Raw genomic sequence first — 19220 nt, 5'->3', positions numbered from 1 at the left:
GTTTCCAACTGATCACGTACAGCTACCGCACAGGCGCGCAGCCGGACGGTGCGGGCTACCCGCCGGACGGCGCCGGCCGGGGCGGGGCGCGGGTGCGGGTGTGCGGCGCGGGCTACCCGCCGGACGGAGCCGTCCAGGGCGGGGTGAGGTCGCCGAGCACGTCCTCGTAGTCGCTCAGCCACGCCCCGAACGCCACCAGGGCGCGCAGCCAGAACCGCGAGTTCCACGACCCGAAGGAGGTCAGCGCGTCCGGCCCGCCGGCGATCGCCTCAAGCATCGGGCGCGACATCAGCCCGGGGATCTCCGCGGCCCTGACCAGCATCCGGTGGTTCCACTCGCGGGCGACCGGCCCGTTCGAGCGCAGCGGCACCCGGCGGTTCGGCAGCAGCGGGGTGTTGGTCGAGGGCAGCGCGGCCACCCTGGGGTTGGCGGCCCGCAGGACCTCCCGGTAGAACTTCCCGCCCTCCTTGCGGGCGACCGGCACCGACAGCGCCGCGTCGAAGAACTCCGGGTGCAGGAACGGGAAGACCGGGGTCGCCTCGGGGCCGACGAGGTTGACCGGCGACCGGGCGATGCCGCGCACGGTCCGGGTGTGCAGCACGCTCAACGGCAGCTCGGCCCGGTGCCCGTGCAGCATGGAGGTCGCCCGGGTGAACGCCGTGCGGACCCGGTCGTCCATCCACGCGGCGGCGGCCTCGCCGAGCACGGGGACGTGGGCGTCGCCGGTCGCCAGCGCCTTCAGCAGCGCATTCTGGCGCGACGCGCCGGTGCCCGCGCCGACGGCGTCCGCCGTGATCAGGAAGTTCTTCATCAGCGGGCCGCCCGCGAGACCGTCCACCAGTGCCCGGCCCGCGCCGTGGACCTCCCGGGCGAAGGGGGAGTACCACGCGTGGTGGCTGGTGAGGAACTCCAGGCGGCGCGCCGCCCACAGCGCCTCCTGCGGATAGGCGGCCGGGTCCTGCGGCATGATCCGGTGCGGGATCCCCAGCTCACGGGTGATGTAGCGGGCGAAGTCGATGTCGTTGTCCAGCCCGTCGTCCGGGCTCGTGGTCCACGACTCGACGTCCATCTTCCTGGCCACCGCCACGCTGGCCAGCAGCCGCGAGTCGTACCCGCCGCTCACCGGCACCAGCACCCGCTCGTACGGCTTGAGCGCGTCGTGCAGCAGCGCGACCAGGTCGCCGCCGGTGACGCCCCGGTCCACCGGCTCCTCCCGCACCCAGCGCGGGGTCCGCCGGTCGACGCGCAGCCTGCGCGCGCGGCGTGACCAGCTCAGCGCGGTCGCCCCGGGCAGGCGCCGGATCTGGCGGTACGGCGTGTCCTCCAGCAGCGGGTAGGTCAGCCGGAGGATCGCCGCCCACGCCTCCCAGTTCACCTCGTACGGCCGCCGGGCCAGCGCGAGGAGCGGCTCGATGAGCGAGGAGAAGTAGACAGCCTCCCCGTCCTGCAGGTAGTAGACGTCGACCAGGCCGAGACCGCCCGTGTGCAGGCTCACGGTGTCCGGCTCGTCCACCAGGCCCGGGGTCTCGTACGTCTCCGCGACCCGCAGCCACGCGTTCGCCCGGGGCTCGCCCCCGGTCTCCGGCCGCCGGTCGCCCCACGCGTACTCGGTCGTCCGCTCGCCCGTGGCGTACGGCGCCAGGGGAGCCGAGGCGAGCAGCGCGGCCTCCGGGGCGCTGTGCACGCCCTGCACGGCGGGCCCCGACCGCGCCAGCAGGTCGAGCTTGGCCTGCTCGAAGGGCCCGACGGCCCCGCAGACGTACGGCCTGGCCTGGAATCGCGGCCACTCACCCTTGCGCACGGTTTGCCCTCCCTTGAACCGCAGCCGAGTCTACGGACCTCGGGCCGGCCGGGGGACCGGAGTCCGTCACGGCCGCGGGCGGGAGCGGTGGCCGCCCGGCATCGGCCGGACGAACGAAATGGGCTTCCTTTAATACCCCGCCAACAGGCGCCGGTTTCGCGCCGACGTGAGGGCGTGACAATCGAAAGATAACAGAGGGTGATATTCCGCATGTGAGTGTATATATAGATGAAATGTAGATGATCACCCCTTGATCGCTAACTTGGCGCTGTTATACGTTTTTGAAGGTTTGCCGACCTTTGCCGGTGAATGCTGTTTTGCGGGACTGCTCCACCGCGCTCTGAACGTGACGAAGGTGTCGCCGAGAGAGGGCGTTTCCACCCTCTGGCCGATCTCAATCCGATCGTCATTGCACACGAGGCAGAGCACATGCGCCAGTGGAACTACTACTACTCGCAGACCAAATTCTGGCCGACATTCCTCGTGTACTACCTCTCGCAGCCCACCGACCCCTGTGAGAACGTTTATGAAAGACAGGCGGATGCGATGGGCAACACGTATCACTGCTAGGAGACTGGAACGTAAAATGCGCGATCCCCGCCGACGCGGCGTCGTTTATGCCCTGCTCGTCTCGTCGATCTGTCTGCTCGCCTCGACAGCGTGCGTCGCGCGATTCGGCGACGACCTGCCACGACCGGTGGGGATCGGCCGCGCTGCCGACGGAAGCCTGTGGTTCGTCGTCACCTTGTGCTCCGGCGAGCGACTCTCCTCTTTCAGCGTCGCCGACCGCCGGACGCTCAAGCCTATTTGGAAGGTCTCGAAGCCGACCGGCGCAGTGGAGCAGGGTGGCGAGATAACAGTGGGCGACGCGACCGGTTTCAAGACCCTCGAAATACCGTTGAAGTCGCCCATTCCGCCAAACGTCCTCGCCACGGCTCGGCTGACGGACGGGTTCGAGCTCCAGGTGTCCTTCCTGCAAGACCAGGTGCCGCGGGAGCTCGCCGAAACGAGCCAGGTTCTAGACGGCATGCGGGAGAAGGTCTCACTAGAGGAGTTCCAGCGGGATGTCGAGAGGCGATACTGCTAGCCCGGCCGGTGGCGGCCCCACGGGAGCATGCGGCAAGTCGGCCGGCGAGCTCCATGTGGACGAACCCCTACCTCGACACCGACGACGCGGCCCTGCCGGTTCTCCGGCACCGCGTCGACCTCGGCCTTGTCCTCGGTGCTGGGCTAACTTGCCTCCCGGAAGGGCTGGAACTGCACGCTGAGCCGTACCTCGAGGGCTTCGGCGAGGCGTTCCAGCATGGGAATCGTGGGCATGGTGCCGCCGGCCTCGAAGCGGGCCACCGCGGGTTGTTTGAGGCCTGCGCGAGCCGCCAGCTCCGTCTGCGTCAGGCCGAGCTCCTCGCGCCGCCGCCGCACCGCGTCGCCGAGTTCGAAGCGGAGGCGAGCGGCCTCGTAGGCGGCTCCGGCGCCGGCGCGATTCATGATCTCAGAGCGCTTGTCCGACCATGCCCTGCGCTCGCTCAAGTCGATCACTCCTCGTCTGCCGTGTGCGCTTCCGTGACGCATCGCCGCATGGCCCGTACGGCTCGCTCGATCTCTGACCTCTCCCGCATCCGCTGCTTGCGGAAGACCGTGGTCATAACAGGGACGTTATAGTCAAGGCAAGCCCCCTGTCTCTCGGATCGGCAACAAGCCGGTGGGAATCGAGTGGGAGTCCTCTGGAGACGCCGGCCCGGCCGGCCGTGGTCGGGGGCGATTGACGAGGGCGGCTGAGCGACGACAGCGGGTCTTACGCTCGCGGGCCTCGAAAAGTCGCGTCTCCCCAGGTCACACTGCCTTTGTGGAGCGATGGTCGCGTGATCGGTGGCCGTTTGGTCGCTGGTGTCATGGTCGTTTGGCCGCAAGGTCCGTGGCGATCTGGTCGCGAGGTTCGTGGGCCACCGGTCGCGGGGGGATGTGGCGGACGGGGCGGACGAGGCCGTGACTCTGCCTGAGAGCGATCAGGGTGTTCTGCGAATATTGTGACTCTGGTCCTGAAGGTCTACCGCGGAGTCACCCCCTATGAGCGAGGTAAGCGAGCCGGCAGCCGGACAGCCCGAGCGGAGCGACCCGGCGGCGCTGCGGCAGGCGCTGGCGGAGGCGGTGGAGCGGGCCTCCGGCGCGGCGGAACTGGCCCGGCTGATCACGGACTACCAGCGGCGGCTGGAGGAGGTGGCGCGCTCGGAGGCCGAGGCGCTGACCAAGATGCGTGAGGCCGAGGCGCGGCTGAAGACCGTCGAGCGGCAGAACGCGCAGCTCGCCAAGCAACTCGCGGAGCAGAAGTACCAGACCGAGGTCGCCAACTGGAAGCTCGCCTCGCTCCAGGACAGCCGGTGGAGCAAACTCGGCGACGCGATCCACAGCAAGAAGCCCGGCACGGTGGCCAGGACGCTCAAGGCGCCGGTCAGGAAACGCCCCGCGCCCAAGCGCTCGGACTTCAAGCCGGAGATCCCCGCCGTCCCCGAGGTGAAGGCGGCCCCCGCGGCGCCCGAGCCCAAGGCTCCGCAGGTCTCCGCGCCGCTCGCCGAGTCGTTCGTGGTCCCCAAGGGCCCGACGGCCCGGCCGTACATGACGGTCGCCGCGATCGTGGACCGGCAGACCGAGGCGCTCCTGCGGTACGAGTGGCGGCTGGTGACCAACTTCGGCCCGGACAACTGGGAGGCCATGCTCGACCAGCAGCGGCCGCACGTGCTGTTCGTCGAGTCCGTACGGCCCGGCCCCCGGCAGGGCAACGGCGGGCGCTGGCTGGAGGCGCTGGCCGGCGAGACGCGTGCGCTGCGCGACCTGGTGGCGGCCTGTCACAAGCGGGGCGTCAAGACGGTCTTCTGGCACTCCGGCGGCGCGGTGTCGCGGGCCGTCCCGGCGGCCGAGCACTTCGAGTACGTGCTGGCCACCACGGAGGCCCGCGCCCGCGAGTGGCGGTCGGCGCTGCGCCACGACCGGGTCGGCGTGCTCCCGCTTGCGATCCAGCCCCGCGTGCACAACCCCATCCCCGCCGAGGGCGGCAGGACCGGGGAGATCGTCACGCTCGGCACGGTCACCCCGCCCGCCGGCGGCGCGGCCTGGCAGCCGCTGGCCGGCCAGGGCGACGACAAGACGGCGTACGACGACGTGCTGACGGCCTACCGGCGGCCGGCCCTGGTGATCGCGGGCGCCGACGCCGAGCCGAGGGTGATAGGGGAGGTCGCGGCCTGCGGCACCCCGGTGCTCCAGGTGCGGGCCGGGGCCAAGGGCGAGGAGATCCTCGCGGCGGCCGAGATCCTCATGGCCGACGAGGGACGGCTGGCCAGGGAGGCCCATCTCGCCTGGCGGGCCCGCGCCGGCGTCACCCCGTTGCTCGACCCGATCCTCGACACCCTCGGCGTGCCGAGCGTGCGGGGCAGCGGCGTGATCACGGCGATCACCGCCGTCTCCGACCCGGCCGAGCTGGACCGCCTGCTCGCCCAGGTCACCCGTCAGATCGAGCGGCCCGGTCAGATCGTGATCGTGGCGGACGGCCTGGACGCGGGTCTGGTGGACAAGACGGTCCGCCAGGCGTGCCCGGACCTCGACGTCGTGGTCCGCGCCACGCGGGAGCCGGTCACTCGGGGCGCCGCCCTCGACCGCGCCGTCCGGCTCGCCGACGGCGACTACGTGGCCGTGCTCGACGCCAGGGACCTGTACGGCGAGCACTACCTGGCCGACCTCGTCCGCCACTTCGCCTCCACCGACGCCGAGGTGCTGGGGAAGGCGTCGTTCTACGCCCACCTGCCGGGGACGGGCGCGACGCTGCTGCGCCAGCCGGAGGCCGAGCACCGGTTCCTCCCCGAGGTGGTCGGGGGCACCGTCCTGGCCCGCCGTCAGGTCCTCACCGAGCTCGGCTTCGCCGACGTCTCCGAGGAGTGGGGCGAGGTCCTGATGCGGCAGTGCCGTACGGACGGGGTGCGGGTCTACTCGGCCGACCGCTACTCCTACGTCTGCGTCCGCGACTCGGCCGAGGGCTCGCTGCTCGGTTCGGCGCGCATGGAGGGATACGTCCCGGCCGAACCCCTCGCCCTGCTCTAGATGTTCCGTCCACGGACCTCTCGGGTGGCGCTCAGGGCGCCGTGCGGCCGTCCGGCTGGAGGGGTGCGATGTTCTTCGGGCCGCGCAGGGCGACGTAGAGGAGCAGCGCGGCCATGACGGCGGCGCCGATCCACATGGCCTGCTGCCAGCCGTCGACGAAGGACTGCTGTGCCGCGTGGATCAGGCCCTGGGCGTGGCCGCCGGTCTTGGGCGCGACCTCGACGGCGTTGGCGATGCCTTCGCGGGCGGTGTCCGCGGCGCCGGCGGGGATGCCGTCGAGCCTGCCGTCGATGGCACTGCGGTAGCCGTTGGCCAGGAGCGCGCCGAGCATGGCGACACCGAGAGCGGTGCCGAACTCGCGGGTGACATCGTTGAGTGCGGAGGCGACACCTTGCTTCGCGCGGGGCAGTGAGCTGGTGATGGCCTCGGTGGAGGGCGTCATCGACAGCCCCATGCCGATGCCCATGGCGAGCATGCCGGCCAGGATGGACAGGTAGCCGCCGTCGACGGACATGAACAGGGCCATCAGGGCCAGGCCGAGGGTGGCCAGGGCGACGCCCACGGTCATGGTGGAGCGGGCGCCGATCTTGGCGGCCATCTTCGGGGCCAGGCCCGAGGTCATCATCATCATGACGGCCATCGGCATCATCGCCACGGTGGACATCAGTCCGGACCAGCCGAGTACGGCCTGGAAGAACGGGAAGAGCACGACGGCGATACCGGCCTGGACGCCGAAGACGACCAACAGGGTGATCGAGCCGCCGGCCAGGCCCCGCTCACGGAAGAGACGTACGTCCAGCAGGGACGCGTCGCGGCGCTGCAGCTCCCAGGCCACGAAGGCGATGGCGGCGATGACACCCACGGTCAGGCTGATCAGGGTGATGGGGGCGGTCCAGCCGCGCTCGGGGCCTTCCTGCAGGACGAAGATGAGACCGATCACGGCGATGGTGGAGACCAGCGCACCGATGGTGTCGAAGGAGTGGGTGGAGCGTTCGCGGGAGTTGGGCACTGATTTCAGAGTCATCGCCAGCGCGACGACGACCAGGACCACGGGCAGCACGAACAGCAGGCGCCAGTCGGCGACGTCGACCAGCAGGGCGGAGAGAAACATGCCCAGGATGCCGCCGCCTCCGGCGACACCGGTCCACACACCGATCGCCTTGCCGCGTTCCTCCTCGGGGAAGGTGGAGGTGATGACGGCCAGTGTGATCGGCATGATCATCGCAGCGCCGATACCGGCGGCCACGCGGGCGCCGATCATCACCGCGGCCGACGGGGCGAGTCCCGCGACGACGCCGGCGGCGCCGAAGATGATCAGTCCGGTGATCAGCATGGGCTTGCGGCCCAGCCGGTCACCGATCGCGCCGAGCGGCAGCAGCAGGGCGGCCAGGGCGAGGGTGTAGGTATTGATGATCCACAGAACGGTGCTCTGCGAGGCGCCGAACTCGACGGCCATGTGAGTCTGGGCGACGTTCAGCCCGGACACCGAGGCGATGACAGCCATCAACGCGATGGAGACGGTGATCAGGATCGCGCGCAGCCGGCGCGCATCCGGCGCACCCCCGCCGCTTGCCGGCGCGGCCGCCTGAGGAGGCTGATTGGTACTCATGGTTTCCTTCCGAACAAGGGCATGCAGGATCAGCGCCGGGACAGAGCCGGTCGCCGGGTCGGTGAGGTGGGGACTTGCTCACCGCGTGGACCGCCGGATGGCGGGCGCGCGGTTCTTCGACAGCAGGGCTTCGGTGTCAGCCGGTGGTCTTGTGCGCGGCGGCGAGCCCGGCGTCGGTGTCGCGGTGGCCGGCAGGGCATTGATGTGAGAGCCGGCCAGAGCGCCGCCGTCGTCGTTGACACGTTAACCCCGCGTTGCATAAGAGGCATAGCATGTTGCTTATGACGCAAGAAGATCGGCAGCTGGAAAGCCTCGTACGCAAACGGATCCGCGCGCTGCGCGTCGCACAGGGCTGGTCGCTGGAGGAGCTGGCCACGCGCGCCAACCTCAGCCAGTCGTCACTGAGTCGTATCGAGAACGGTCAGCGCCGCCTGGCCCTGGACCAGCTGGTCACCCTGGCCCGCGCACTGGACACCACTTTGGACCAGCTCGTGGAGAACGCCGCCGACGACGTCGTCATCAGCCCGATGATCGACGGCACCCACGGCCTGATGCGCTGGCCCATAAAGGGCGACCCCGGTATGAGCGCGATGCGTCAGCGGATGACCGACCCGCCGCCCGACAATCCGGCCCGCATGCGCGCCCACCCCGGCCGCGAATGGCTGGTGGTGCTGTCCGGCACCGCCGTCCTCATGCTTGGTCACCGGCGCTATCGCATCGAGACCAACCAGGCCGCAGAGTTCCCCACCATGATGCCGCACGCCATCGGCGCCGAGGGCGGACCGTGCGAGATCCTGGGCATCTTCGACCGCGACGCCCGCCGCGGTCACCAGAAGGACGCCGGCGCCGACGGCTCCGAAGCCGCCTGCGGAGGCGCCCAGGCTCCCTGCGAATAGCGGGCCCTTGTCGTGCCGGAGGCCCGCGGCGCGGCGGGCGATATTGCGTGCCGGGCAGCGAATCACGCGACCTTCTTGCGTCTTCCGCAAGCGGTCATGCGGAACGCGCATGAAGGGCTTACGGTGGTGCCATGACCCCAATGCATCAGCACACCCCCCATCACGGACAAAGCGGTCACCACCCCGACCACGACCATGGCGGCCTCCAAACGCACGGCGATGGCGGTCAGGCGGAGATCCTCGATCTGGACGCCGAGGTGCTCGCCGAGCACATAGCGTCCATCACCGCCTGGCTGCCGCTGAAGAGCGAGCCGCGGCAGATCGTGGACCTGGGCTGCGGTACCGGCGCGGGCACCTTCGCGCTCCTCGATCGCTTCCCCTACGCGCACGTCACCGCCGTCGACACCTCGACCGGGCACCTCCGGCTCCTGCGCGAGAAGGCATGCGCCCGCGGTGTCGAGGGACGCGTACACACCGTGCAGGCCGACCTCGACACCGACCACTGGCCCGACCTCGGCACGCCGGATCTGGTGTGGGCCTCGGCCTCGATGCACCACATGGCCAACCCCGGCCGCGCCCTCCGGAGCGTCCGCGAACTGCTCGCCCCCGGTGGCCTGTTCGCCGTCGTCGAGCTCGCGGGCTTCCCCCGCTTCCTGCCCGCCCACGCCCCGGAGAACCGGCCTGGCCTCGAAGAGCGCGCCCATGCCGCGACCGACAGTTTCCACGCCGAGCACGTTCCGCACCGCGGCGCCGACTGGGGCCCGCTACTGATAGCCGCCGGCTTCACCGTCGAGGACGAGCGCACCATCACCGTCAACATCGAAGGTGAGCGCAGCGAAGCGATCGGCCGCTACGCCTACGGCAGCCTGCAGCGCATCCGCGGCGTCGCCGCACCCGCCCTCAGCCCCGAGGACCTCGCCGCACTCGACGAGCTTCTGGACCCCAACAGCCCGAACAGCCTCCTGCATCGCGAGGATCTCGTCGTACGCACCGAGCGCACCGTCTGGGCCGCGCGCCGCGCCTGACGCACAGTGCGCGGCGCTGAGGGGCGCCGCCGTTCAGGGCGAGGTCGAGCACGGCCATGCCACTCGGTGGCATGTGCCAGCAAGGCGCACCTTCTGCCGGGCTAGACTGGCCGCGATGACGACCACAGCCGTCCCGGCCGATCACCTTCGGCTGCGTGAGCGTAAGAAGCTGCGCACCCGCCGGGCGCTGGTCGACGCGGCCTTGGAACTGTTCACCGAGCGGGGGTTCGAGGCGACGACCCTCGAGGACCTGTGCGCGGTCGTGGAGGTCTCCAAGCGCACCTTCTTCCGCAACTTCGCCGGCAAGGAAGACGTCGCGCTGACGCCCGCGCAGGACATGTGGGCTGCGTTCCTCGACGAGCTGGAGCGGTGCGAGCCCGACGCGGGACGCCCGGTCATGGAGATGGTGCAGGACTGTCTGCTAGCCGCCGTCGGACGGATGACCGCCGGCGACTGGGCGCGCCAGGTCCGGCTCGGCGAGCTGCTGGCCGCCCGGACCCCCTCGATGAGGGCGTACGGCCTGCACTTGTGCGACCGCACCACCCGTGAGGCGCTCGCGATCCTGCGCCGTCGTCTCGACCTGGGCGGTGTGGACGACCTGCGGGCGAGGTTCGTGCTCGACCTGCTCGTCGCGGCCTGGCGCGGCGCTCTGGAGTCCTGGGCGTCCCTGCCGGGGGAGCCCGCGTCCGGGGATCTGACCGCGTGCCTGCGTGCGGCGTTCGCCGCGATCCCCGGGTGTCTCACGCTGACCGCCGCGCCGAAGGCGTGATGATCATGGAGGCGCTGCGCGGCGTCCTCGGCGCGCCGCCGATGCCGCAGGGGTCGTGGGAGCGGGAGGCGCGATTCGTCTCCACCGCTGCGCTCCGGGGAACGGCGGAGCCCCCGGCCAAGGCGGCGGAGCGGCTCGCGTCACGGCTGCGCGCGGTGCCCGGGATCCGGCGGGTGGACGTCCGGCCGAACGGCTTCCTCGTCATCGGGGTCGCCGCGCCGGGAGAGATCGTCGACGAGGTCCTGGCCGCCCCGATCGCCGTGTCCCCGCCGCCGGCGTCCTGCGCGGCGCCGTGGCCGGACTTCCCCCGCACGTGGGACAACCCCGGTTTCGCCGTGCGGTACGCGTACGTGCGGGCGGGAGCCGTACGGCGATGGGCGCGTGACCTCGGCGTGCCGGCCCGCGCGGCGGTGCCGCCCGAGCTCCTCGACGGCCCGTTCGACCGGGCCGTGCTGCGGGTCCTGGCCGAGCTGCCGAGCAGGAGGGAGAGCCGCGATCCCGGGTGGGCGGCGTACCTCGAACGGCTGGCCGAGGTCTACCACGCGGCCGTCGAGCGCGCGTCCCCGATCCCCAGGGGCGACGAGGCGCCGTCGGAGGTCCACGCGGCCCGGGTGCGGATGGGGGAGGCGGTGCGCCGGGTGCTCGGCGAGGGGCTGGCGGAGCTCGGCGTCGCGCCGCCCGGCAAAATCTGAACCAAATGGGACGATCGCCGGAAGCAATGCCGTATATGACCTGCGGATCTGAATATCTTCCTTCGGGGTCGTCTCGCAGGTTGAACAGCGGGCGCGAGTGAATCGCAGGGTCGGCTAGCCTCGTTCGGGTGAGTCGATTCGCCCACCCTGCCGGCGACCTGCACGCCGCCTCAACTATCGTCGCCGTCACCGCCGGACTGCCCGAGGAGCGTCCGCCGCACGTGCCCGCCGACCTCAACGCGCTCGAACCGGCCATCTGGCCGCGAACGTCCGGCCGGGCCGACGGTGCCCTCACGATCGGCGGAATCGACGCCCGTGACCTGGCGAAGGAGTTCGGCACGCCTCTGTACGTCATCGACGAGGAGGACTTCCGCTCACGCTGCCGCGAGTACCGGTCCGCCTTCCACGACGGCGAGGTCCACTACGCCGCCAAGGCGTTCCTGTGCCGCGAGGTCGCCCGCTGGATCGACCAGGAGGGCCTCGGCCTCGACGTGTGCAGCGCGGGCGAGCTCGCCGTCGCGCTCAGCGTGGGCTTCCCGCCCGAGCGCATCACGATGCACGGCAACAACAAGTCGCTCGCCGAGCTGGAGAAGGCCGTCCAGGCCGGCGTGGGCCACATCGTGATCGACTCGTTCGAGGAGATCGCCCGCCTCGGCTTCCTCGCCGACAAGCACGGCGTGCGGCCGAAGGTGATGATCCGGGTGACCGTGGGCGTCGAGGCGCACACCCACGAGTTCATCGCGACCGCTCACGACGACCAGAAGTTCGGCCTGTCGCTGAGCAGCGGCGCCGCCGCCGAGGCGGTGCGGCGCATCCTCGCGCTGCCGCAGCTCGAACTGGTCGGCCTGCACTCCCACATCGGGTCGCAGATCACCGACACCGGCGGCTTCGAGGTCGCGGCCCGCCGCCTGGCCCGGCTGCTGGTCGAGATCAAGGAGGAGCACGACGTCGTGCTCCCGGAGCTGGACCTCGGCGGCGGGTACGGCATTCCCTACGTGGTGGGCGACGAGTCCCTGGACGTCAAGGTGATCGCGGACGGCCTGCGGGAGATCGTCACGAAGGTGTGCGAATCGGCCGGGCTGCCCGTGCCCCGGCTCACGGTCGAGCCGGGCCGGTCGATCGCCGGAGTGTCCGGCGTCACCCTCTACGAGGCCGGTACCGTCAAGGACGTGGAGGGCCTGCGCACCTACGTGAGCGTCGACGGCGGCATGAGCGACAACATCCGCACCGCCCTCTACGGCGCCGACTACACGGCCGTGCTCGCCTCCCGCGTGAGCCAGGCGGCGCCGATGCTGTCGCGCCTGGTGGGCAAGCACTGCGAGAGCGGCGACATGGTCGTGCGCGACCTGTACCTGCCGGGCGACCTGGCCCCCGGCGACCTGATCGCCGTCGCCGGCACCGGTGCCTACTGCCGGTCGCTGGCCAACAACTACAACTATCTGCCCAAGCCCGCCGTCGTCGCGGTGTCCAACGGCCAGGCGCGGGTCATCATCCGCAGGGAGACCGAGGACGACCTGCTCAGGGGGCAGCTGTGACCGGCCGCTCCGGACAGTCCGGCGGCGAAGCGAGGAGGGGTCGTGAGTAAAGCCAAACCGGCGCTCAGGGTCGCGCTGCTGGGCTGCGGCGTCGTCGGGTCGCAGGTCGTGCGTCTGCTCCACGAGCAGGCCGACGACCTGGCCGCCCGTGTCGGCGCCCCGCTGGAGCTGGCCGGCGTCGCCGTGCGCAGGCTCGGGCGCAAGCGGGACGCCAACGTGGACCCCGCGCTGCTCACGACGGACGCGGAGGGCCTGGTCACCCGCGACGACGTGGACATCGTCGTCGAGGTGATCGGCGGTATCGAGCCCGCCAGGTCGCTGATCCTCGCCGCGATGGCGCACGGCAAGTCCGTGGTGAGCGCCAACAAGGCGCTGCTCGCCGAGGACGGCGCGACGATCCACCGCGCCGCCCGCGAGAACGGCGCCGACCTGTACTTCGAGGCGAGCGTCGCCGGGGCGATCCCCCTGCTGCGCCCCCTGCGCGAGTCGCTGGCCGGTGACCGGGTGCGCCGCGTGCTGGGCATCGTCAACGGCACGACCAACTACATCCTCGACAAGATGGACTCCTCCGGCGCCTCGTTCAACGACGCGCTGGAGGAGGCCCAGGCACTCGGGTACGCCGAGGCCGACCCGACGGCCGACGTCGAGGGCTTCGACGCCGCGGCCAAGGCGGCGATCCTGGCCGGCATCGCCTTCCACAGCCGGGTGACGGCCGCCGACGTGCACCGCGAGGGCATCACGGAGATCACCGCGGCCGACGTCGCCTCGGCCAAGGGCATGGGGTACGTCATCAAGCTGCTGGCCATCTGCGCCCGCTCCGACGACGGCCGGTCGGTCGGCGTCCGCGTGCACCCCGCCATGATCCCAAGGTCGCACCCTCTGGCGGGGGTGCGTGAGGCGTACAACGCGGTCTTCGTGGAGGCCGAGTCGGCCGGGCGGCTGATGTTCTACGGCGCGGGCGCGGGCGGCGCGCCCACCGCCAGCGCCGTGCTGGGCGACATCGTCGCCGTGGCGCGCAACCGCCTCGCCGGCACCCGCGGGCCGGAGGAGTCGACGTACGCCGACCTCAAGGTCCACCCGATGGGCGACAGCGTCACGCGCTACCACGTGTCGCTGGACGTCGCGGACAAGCCGGGTGTGCTCGCCCGTGTCGCCGACATCTTCGCCACGCACGACGTGTCGATCCAGACGGTGCGGCAGGAGGGCCGTGGCGACGACGCCCAGCTCGTGCTGGTGACCCACCGGGCCAGCGACGCCGCCCTGTCGGGCACGATCAAGGACCTGCGCGACCTGAACATCGTCCGCGCGGTCGCGAGCGTCATGCGGGTCGAGGGCGACGACACGCCCTGACGCCCGGGACGTTCCCCGGCGCTCTGTCCCGGACCTCAGATGCGGCGGCGCCGCCGTCGGAATCGACGGCGGCGCTCACCACGACGGGTTCAGGCCGTCAAAGGGCGACCTTCGCAATCTGGTCGACGTAGTTCTCGGTGAGCCAGACGTTGTCGTCGGGCCCGCTGGTGATGTCGAAGGGCCCGGCGAGGCTGGTCGGCATGTAGTACTCGATGATGATTCCCGAGGTGGTGACGGTGGCCGCCGCGTTGCCGAGTTGCTCGGCCACCCACAGCCTGCCGTCAGAGCCGCTGGTGATGCCCCAGGGGAAGGCGTTGGGGTCGGGCAGTGCGTGCTCGGTGAAGTCGCCGTCCGTGGTGACGGAGCCGACCTTCCCGTTGGCGTCGGCGTACCACATGTCGCCGTCCGGCCCGGTGGTGATCCCTATGGGCGTCGCCCCCGAGGAGGGGATGGCGAACTCGGTGATGTCCCCGTCCGGGGTGATCTGGCCGATCTTGCCGACGAACGACTCGGTGAACCACAGGTTGCCGTCGGGACCGGTCGTGATGCACATCGGGTAGGCGTCGGCGGTCGGCAGGGCGTACTCCGTGATGGTCCCCGAGGTGGTGATCCGGCCGATCTTGTTGCCAATCGTCTCGACGAACCACAGGGCGCCGTCGGGACCTGCGGTGATGCCCCAGGGGTAGGACCCCGAGCTGGGCAGCGCGTACTCCGTGATGACGCCGGAGGTGGTGATCCGCCCGATCTTGTCGCCGGTCGCCTCGGTGAACCACAGGGCGCCGTCCGGCCCGGTGGCGATGTGCCCCGGCTCGGCGTCGTCGGTCGGCACGGCGAACTCGGTGAAGTCGCCGCCGGTGGTGACGCGTCCGATGTTGCCGGCGTAGTTCTCCGTGAACCACAGCGCGCCGTCGGGACCCGAGGTGATGCCGACGGGCCCGGACGTATGGGTGGGAGTGTCCATCTCCGAGACCGTGGGGACCCGCGCCGCCTCGCCGGAGCCGGACGACCTGGGCCGCGGGCGCGGCGGGTGGACGGGACACCGCATGTGCCGGTGCTCCGGCATCCGCTTCAGCTTCTGGCAGATCCGCACCCACGGCGGCGGCGGCTTCGGACGCTCGCCCGGCCCGGCGGCGGCACCGGCGGGCAGGCCGGTGAACAGGGGCACGGCCGTCGCCAGGGCCAGCGCCATCGCCGCGAGCGGGCGGCGGAGGTGTCGTGAGAAGCGGGGCATGGCATTCCTTCGGCTGAGGAGCGACACGAGACGCCGGATCGGAAGCCGTGCCGCCGGCCCGGCGGGCCTCACTATGGCCGACCTGCCTGACCGGCGGCCGAGCCGCCGCGTCCGTGGCGGGTCACGAGACCCCCAACTCCTGTACGGAGCGGGGACGACGGTCAGGCGACCGAGTGCGTGATGGTCCCGGTGTAGACGCCGGCGGCGGCGTTGGACGGGATGGTGATGACCAGGGTGGGCTGCCAGCTCGTCGACATCGGCGTGGCCTGCTTGCGCCCGCTGAACGCGGTGACCGGCGAGGTGAGGGCCACCCGGCTGGCCGCGGTGGGCTGACCGGGGTTGCGGGTGCCCACTCCCGACGACGCGGTGACCGGTCCCGACCAGTAGGAGACGTTCGCCGTCGTGATCGTCTGCGTGGGCGTGCCGCTGCCGGTGGTGAAGTTCGTGGCGGACACGGTCGCCGTCCACGGAGGGATTCCCGCCCTGGAGTCGGCCACGGTCACCGTGCCCATGGAAGCGCTCAGCGTGCCGCCCTGCGCGACGCTGCCGAGGTTCACCGAGCCGGGCACGGTGATCGTCAGCGGGTCGGCCCGCAGGGGGACCAGCGCCGTTCCCGTGTCGGCCTGCGCCGCCGGCGCGAGGCCGGGCACGGCGGACAGCGAGGTGGGCAGCGCGACCGGCGCAGCGATCGACGCGGCCAGCGTCGCCGTCACGATCACGCCCGCAACGACCTGCCGCATGTCTGGCCTTCCTCGTCGCCGTGCCGTCTGTCCGCCGCGCGGCCGATCTTTCCTGTGAACGACCCACGGCAGGTTAGGGCACCGGGGCGGCTCCAGGCCGCCGCCACGCCGGGAGCAGCCGTGACCGTGGAGATCGGGTCCCACGTCTCCGTCCGTCGTCATCTGATCACAAAGGGTCTCCAGACACCGGCCTCGCGACCGTGTCGTAAGCCCAGGACCGGCCAGGATGTCACCGACCAAGGCTCGAAACAGCGCATCGACGGGGGAGATCGGCTGTGTGTAAGAGGAATGTCGCCGCGCCGTCGGCGATCGCGGCAGCGCTGGCGCTGTCGGCCGCGCTGACCGTGGCGTCGACGGCGACGCCCGCCGGAGCGGGCACCTGTCCCGCATCCACGACCTGTCCCACGACCGTCACCTTCACCGTCAACGCCCCCGACGGCCTGACGATCACCGTGCCTGACGGTCCCGCGAACATCGGCGCCAACGTGCCGGGGAACCAGATCACTGGTCAGCTCGGCGATGTCACGGTGTCCGACCAGCGCGCCACGCTCACCGCGACCTGGGTGGCCACGGCGTCCGCGACCAGTTTCACCACCGGCGGCGGCGGCGCGGCCGAGACCATTCCCAACACCGCCGTCTCCTACTGGTCGGGCCCGGCGGCGAGCACGACCGGCACCGGCACCTTCGTGCCGGGGCAGCCCAACGCGGCGGCGGCCGTGACGCTGGACGTGCCGCGCACCGCCTTCAGCAAAACGACCGGCGCGGGTGACAACTCGGCGATCTGGAACCCCACCATCGTGGTCAACGTCCCCGCCCAGGCGGTGGCGGGCCTCTACACCGGCACGGTGAACCACTCCGTTGCCTGACCGCGCAGCCCGCAGGATCATCGCCTCCGGCCTGCTCGCGATCGTGTCGCACGCCGCGGCCGTCACGCCGGCGGCGGCCGACGGCGGCGCGCGCCGGCAGGAGAGGTTCGGCATCCGCCTTCTGGAGATTCCCGAGAACCGCCTGGACGATCCGCGCTCGCACGCGTTCATCGTCGACCACGTGAATCCCGGCACCACCTTCACCCGGCGTCTCGAGGTCTTCAGCACCTCGTCGCGACGGCAGCACGTGAGCCTGTACCCCGCGGCCGCCCGGGTGGGCGAGACGGGGTTCGCGTTCGCCCCCGCCCGCACCGCCAACGAGCTGACCTCCTGGATCACGCTGGACCGGTCGGCGGTGGACCTGCCGCCGCGCGGCCGCGTCCCGGTGACGGCCACCGTCGCGGTGCCGGCCACGGCGGTCAAGGGCGAGCGGTACGCCGTCATCTGGGCGGAGATCTCCTCGGCCTCGCCCGGCCCGGCAGGCAACGTGGCGCTCGTCAACCGGGTGGGCGTCCGCACCTACCTGGACGTGGGCCCGGGCGGCGAACCGCCGACGAGCTTCCGGATCGGCGGGGTGACCGCCGGGCGCACCGTCGACGGGCAGCCGCGGCTCGTGGCCGAGGTCGGCAACACGGGGGAGCGGGCCGTCGACCTGGAGGGCGAGGTGCGGCTGTCGGAGGGGCCGAGCGCGCTCAGCGCCGGGCCCTTCCGCGGCACCCGCGCCGTCACCCTGCCTCCCGGCGGTCACGGTCAGGTGGCCGTGCTGCTGGGTCACGACCTGCCCGCGGGGCCCTGGCGGTTCCGGCTCACCCTGCGCAGCGGCCGCGTCAGCCGTACGGCCACCGGGACGATCACCTTCCCCACGGCCGGAGAACCCGCGGCGGCGGCGAACGACCCGAGCGTGCCGGCCCTCGTCGCCTGCGCCGCCGCGGCCGTCGCCGCCATGGTCCTCCTGGTCGTGAACCTGCGCCGGTTCCGCCGCCGCCCCCTGGACGGTGAAGCGGCCTGACCCGCCATGCCGTGCCTCGCGGCGGCGTGGACGGGGTGGACGCGGCGGGTCAGCGCCCCGCCAAGGCCTTCCGGACGGCGTCCAGGGCCTCCTCCTCGGAGGCCCCGAGCCGGCGGACCACGGCCGCGAACTCCTCGGCCGCCTCGCGCAGGCGCAGGAGGCCGCCCTCGGCGGCGAGGTCGGTGATCGTCGCCGTACGGCCCCGGCGCAGTTCCACCAGGCCCTCGTCGCGAAGCTGCTGGTAGCCGCGGAGCACGGTGTGCAGGTTGATGCCGAGCGCGGCGGCGACGGCGCGCGCCGAGGGCAGCTTGTCGCCGGGGACCGCCGCGCCCCTGGCGACCGCCGCGCGCACCGAGGCCGCCACCTGGTCGGCCAAGGGCTGGGCGGAGGACGGGTCGACGACGATCAGCATCCGGTGGTTCCCCGTGCCCGGGTGAGCGCCCCGTTCACCAGCGCCGCGGCCGTCTCCGCGTCCCGGGTCGAGTACAGGAACTCCCGGCCGTCGGTGAGCCGGAGGGCCAGCACGGGACCACGCCCGCTCACGTATCCCCACCCCTTGCTGCCGCCGATCAGGCCGCCGGGGCCCGTTCCGGATCCCCTCGACCGCACCGCGGCAAACAGTACCGCGTCGTACGGCAGGGCCCGCCGCAGGCCGCCGAGCCAGGGCAGGCTCACCTCCACGCCCCGGCCGTCGACGCGGAGCCGGGTGCGCGTCTGGAGGACCAGGAAGACCCCGAGGAGCGCCGCCATCGTGGGGGGTTGCCAAGAGGACGAGAAGTGAGGGGCCCAGAACCAGGCCAGGGCGAGGAGGGCCGCGCCCTGAAGCAGCGGAGCGCGGTGCCAGGTGGACACCGCGTAGACGGCCCGCTGGGCCGGCGTGAGCGGCAGTAGGGGCACTCCCGGGGGCGGCGCGGTGCGTGCCCAGGGCGTGGGCGGCAGGGGGCCCGACAGCCACCAGCCCGCGGCGCCTCCGAGAACGGTGGCCACGATTTCGGCCGGTACCTTCCACGACGGCGGGGTCGCGGGCCCCGCGGCATCGATCAGCGCCGTCATCGCGACACCGTTCCCCGTCGCGGCCGAAACGCCCATGGCGACGGAGCACGCGGCCATCCAGCGCTGCAGTTCGGGCCAGCGCCAGTACTGCGCGAACCCCACGAGGAGCGCCACCTCGATGACCCCTGTGTATTGGGCCACCAAGCTCAGCCAGTCATCCCAATCGGGTGCCCATCGCGGCTCCCAGCCGGAGACGTAGGCCCGACCGGGCAGCCGGTCCCGGAAGACGGCATAGAGCAGCAGGAGACCGAGGAGGGCGAGAACTGGTGGCGCGAGGGTCAGGACCAGGCGGCGCGGCCGGCCGGGTCGCCCGGTGTCGTACTGAGGGGGGTAGTACACGGGCCATCTCCAACTGTTTGTATATCACTATAACAATACGAACAGAGCGAGGAAAGCCCGGCTCGCGCTCCTCGGCGGGGCTGCGTACGGTGAGGCGCACCGGCCCACGCGTCGCGGGCTCCGGCGGAGCTGAGGGGCTCGATCCGGTAACGTCCGCGATCATTCGCGCGTCGATCGCGTGCGACGTGCCTAAAGTCACCGAAGTGTTCGCGTCTG

Annotated in this window: 17 protein-coding genes; 10 read left to right on the top strand and 7 right to left on the bottom strand. The window is 71.6% G+C overall.

What is annotated here, in order from left to right:
• Positions 1 to 112: 112 nt before the first annotated feature.
• A complete protein-coding gene (locus HHX30_RS12495) occupies positions 113 to 1801 on the bottom strand; it encodes an asparagine synthetase B family protein (RefSeq protein WP_169982056.1) in 1689 nt (562 codons plus the stop codon).
• 586 nt (positions 1802 to 2387) lie between these two features.
• Between HHX30_RS12495 and HHX30_RS12490 the strand changes: the two genes are divergently transcribed.
• Entirely contained in the window at positions 2388 to 2888 is a 501-nt protein-coding gene (locus tag HHX30_RS12490; protein WP_169982055.1) for a hypothetical protein, read from the top strand.
• Positions 2889 to 3031: 143 nt separating this feature from the next.
• On the opposite strand, the gene HHX30_RS12485 is transcribed toward HHX30_RS12490, so the two are convergent.
• Positions 3032 to 3340, bottom strand: coding sequence for a helix-turn-helix domain-containing protein (locus tag HHX30_RS12485; protein ID WP_396703800.1), 309 nt, complete (start codon positions 3338 to 3340; stop codon positions 3032 to 3034).
• Between the two features lie 528 nt (positions 3341 to 3868).
• Here HHX30_RS12485 and HHX30_RS12480 point away from each other — a divergent pair.
• Positions 3869 to 5890 carry a glycosyltransferase gene (locus HHX30_RS12480; protein WP_169982053.1) on the top strand — a complete coding sequence of 674 codons (2022 nt, stop codon included), beginning with the start codon at positions 3869 to 3871 and terminating at the stop codon, positions 5888 to 5890.
• A 31-nt stretch (positions 5891 to 5921) separates the two neighbouring features.
• Here HHX30_RS12480 and HHX30_RS12475 read toward each other — a convergent pair whose 3' ends face one another.
• On the bottom strand, positions 5922 to 7499 hold the full coding sequence (locus tag HHX30_RS12475) for an MFS transporter (RefSeq protein ID WP_169982052.1): 1578 nt from the start codon (positions 7497 to 7499) through the stop codon (positions 5922 to 5924).
• A gap of 272 nt (positions 7500 to 7771) precedes the next feature.
• Here HHX30_RS12475 and HHX30_RS12470 point away from each other — a divergent pair, with 272 nt between their 5' ends.
• From HHX30_RS12470 to HHX30_RS12445, 6 genes are all read left to right on the top strand, one after another.
• Positions 7772 to 8395: a helix-turn-helix domain-containing protein gene (locus HHX30_RS12470; RefSeq protein WP_169982051.1), complete on the top strand. Its 624-nt coding sequence runs from the start codon at positions 7772 to 7774 to the stop codon at positions 8393 to 8395.
• A 131-nt stretch (positions 8396 to 8526) separates the two neighbouring features.
• Positions 8527 to 9420 carry a trans-aconitate 2-methyltransferase gene (locus HHX30_RS12465; RefSeq protein ID WP_169982050.1) on the top strand — a complete coding sequence of 298 codons (894 nt, stop codon included), beginning with the start codon at positions 8527 to 8529 and terminating at the stop codon, positions 9418 to 9420.
• Between the two features lie 115 nt (positions 9421 to 9535).
• Positions 9536 to 10189: a TetR family transcriptional regulator gene (locus tag HHX30_RS12460; RefSeq protein WP_169982049.1), complete on the top strand. Its 654-nt coding sequence runs from the start codon at positions 9536 to 9538 to the stop codon at positions 10187 to 10189.
• Positions 10156 to 10881, top strand: a complete 726-nt coding sequence (locus HHX30_RS12455) for a DALR anticodon-binding domain-containing protein (protein ID WP_311922341.1) — start codon at positions 10156 to 10158, stop codon at positions 10879 to 10881. Before HHX30_RS12460 ends, HHX30_RS12455 begins: the two co-directional genes overlap by 34 nt.
• A gap of 128 nt (positions 10882 to 11009) precedes the next feature.
• Positions 11010 to 12416 carry a diaminopimelate decarboxylase gene (gene lysA / locus HHX30_RS12450; RefSeq protein WP_169982048.1) on the top strand — a complete coding sequence of 469 codons (1407 nt, stop codon included), beginning with the start codon at positions 11010 to 11012 and terminating at the stop codon, positions 12414 to 12416.
• A 42-nt stretch (positions 12417 to 12458) separates the two neighbouring features.
• On the top strand, positions 12459 to 13766 hold the full coding sequence (locus tag HHX30_RS12445; protein ID WP_169982047.1) for a homoserine dehydrogenase: 1308 nt from the start codon (positions 12459 to 12461) through the stop codon (positions 13764 to 13766).
• A gap of 97 nt (positions 13767 to 13863) precedes the next feature.
• Here the strand turns inward: HHX30_RS12445 and HHX30_RS12440 are convergent, their stop codons facing one another.
• Positions 13864 to 14997: a virginiamycin B lyase gene (locus HHX30_RS12440; RefSeq protein ID WP_211591911.1), complete on the bottom strand. Its 1134-nt coding sequence runs from the start codon at positions 14995 to 14997 to the stop codon at positions 13864 to 13866.
• Positions 14998 to 15158: 161 nt separating this feature from the next.
• A complete protein-coding gene (locus HHX30_RS12435) occupies positions 15159 to 15737 on the bottom strand; it encodes a hypothetical protein (RefSeq protein ID WP_169982046.1) in 579 nt (192 codons plus the stop codon).
• Between the two features lie 275 nt (positions 15738 to 16012).
• Between HHX30_RS12435 and HHX30_RS12430 the strand changes: the two genes are divergently transcribed.
• Both HHX30_RS12430 and HHX30_RS12425 read left to right on the top strand, forming a co-directional pair.
• Positions 16013 to 16603: a hypothetical protein gene (locus tag HHX30_RS12430; RefSeq protein ID WP_311922340.1), complete on the top strand. Its 591-nt coding sequence runs from the start codon at positions 16013 to 16015 to the stop codon at positions 16601 to 16603.
• Positions 16596 to 17612: a hypothetical protein gene (locus HHX30_RS12425; protein WP_169982045.1), complete on the top strand. Its 1017-nt coding sequence runs from the start codon at positions 16596 to 16598 to the stop codon at positions 17610 to 17612. Before HHX30_RS12430 ends, HHX30_RS12425 begins: the two co-directional genes overlap by 8 nt.
• A gap of 49 nt (positions 17613 to 17661) precedes the next feature.
• On the opposite strand, the gene HHX30_RS12420 is transcribed toward HHX30_RS12425, so the two are convergent.
• Entirely contained in the window at positions 17662 to 18024 is a 363-nt protein-coding gene (locus HHX30_RS12420; protein ID WP_169982044.1) for a GntR family transcriptional regulator, read from the bottom strand.
• Complete coding sequence (locus tag HHX30_RS12415) at positions 18018 to 19004, bottom strand: hypothetical protein (RefSeq protein WP_169982043.1); 987 nt, start codon at positions 19002 to 19004, stop codon at positions 18018 to 18020. The genes HHX30_RS12420 and HHX30_RS12415 overlap by 7 nt, the downstream gene beginning before the upstream one ends.
• Between the last annotated feature and the right edge of the window lie 216 nt (positions 19005 to 19220).

The sequence above is a fragment of the Microbispora sp. H10836 genome (assembly GCF_012999525.1).
Taxonomy (GTDB): domain Bacteria; phylum Actinomycetota; class Actinomycetes; order Streptosporangiales; family Streptosporangiaceae; genus Microbispora.
This window is presented reverse-complemented; position numbering and strand designations above follow the sequence as displayed.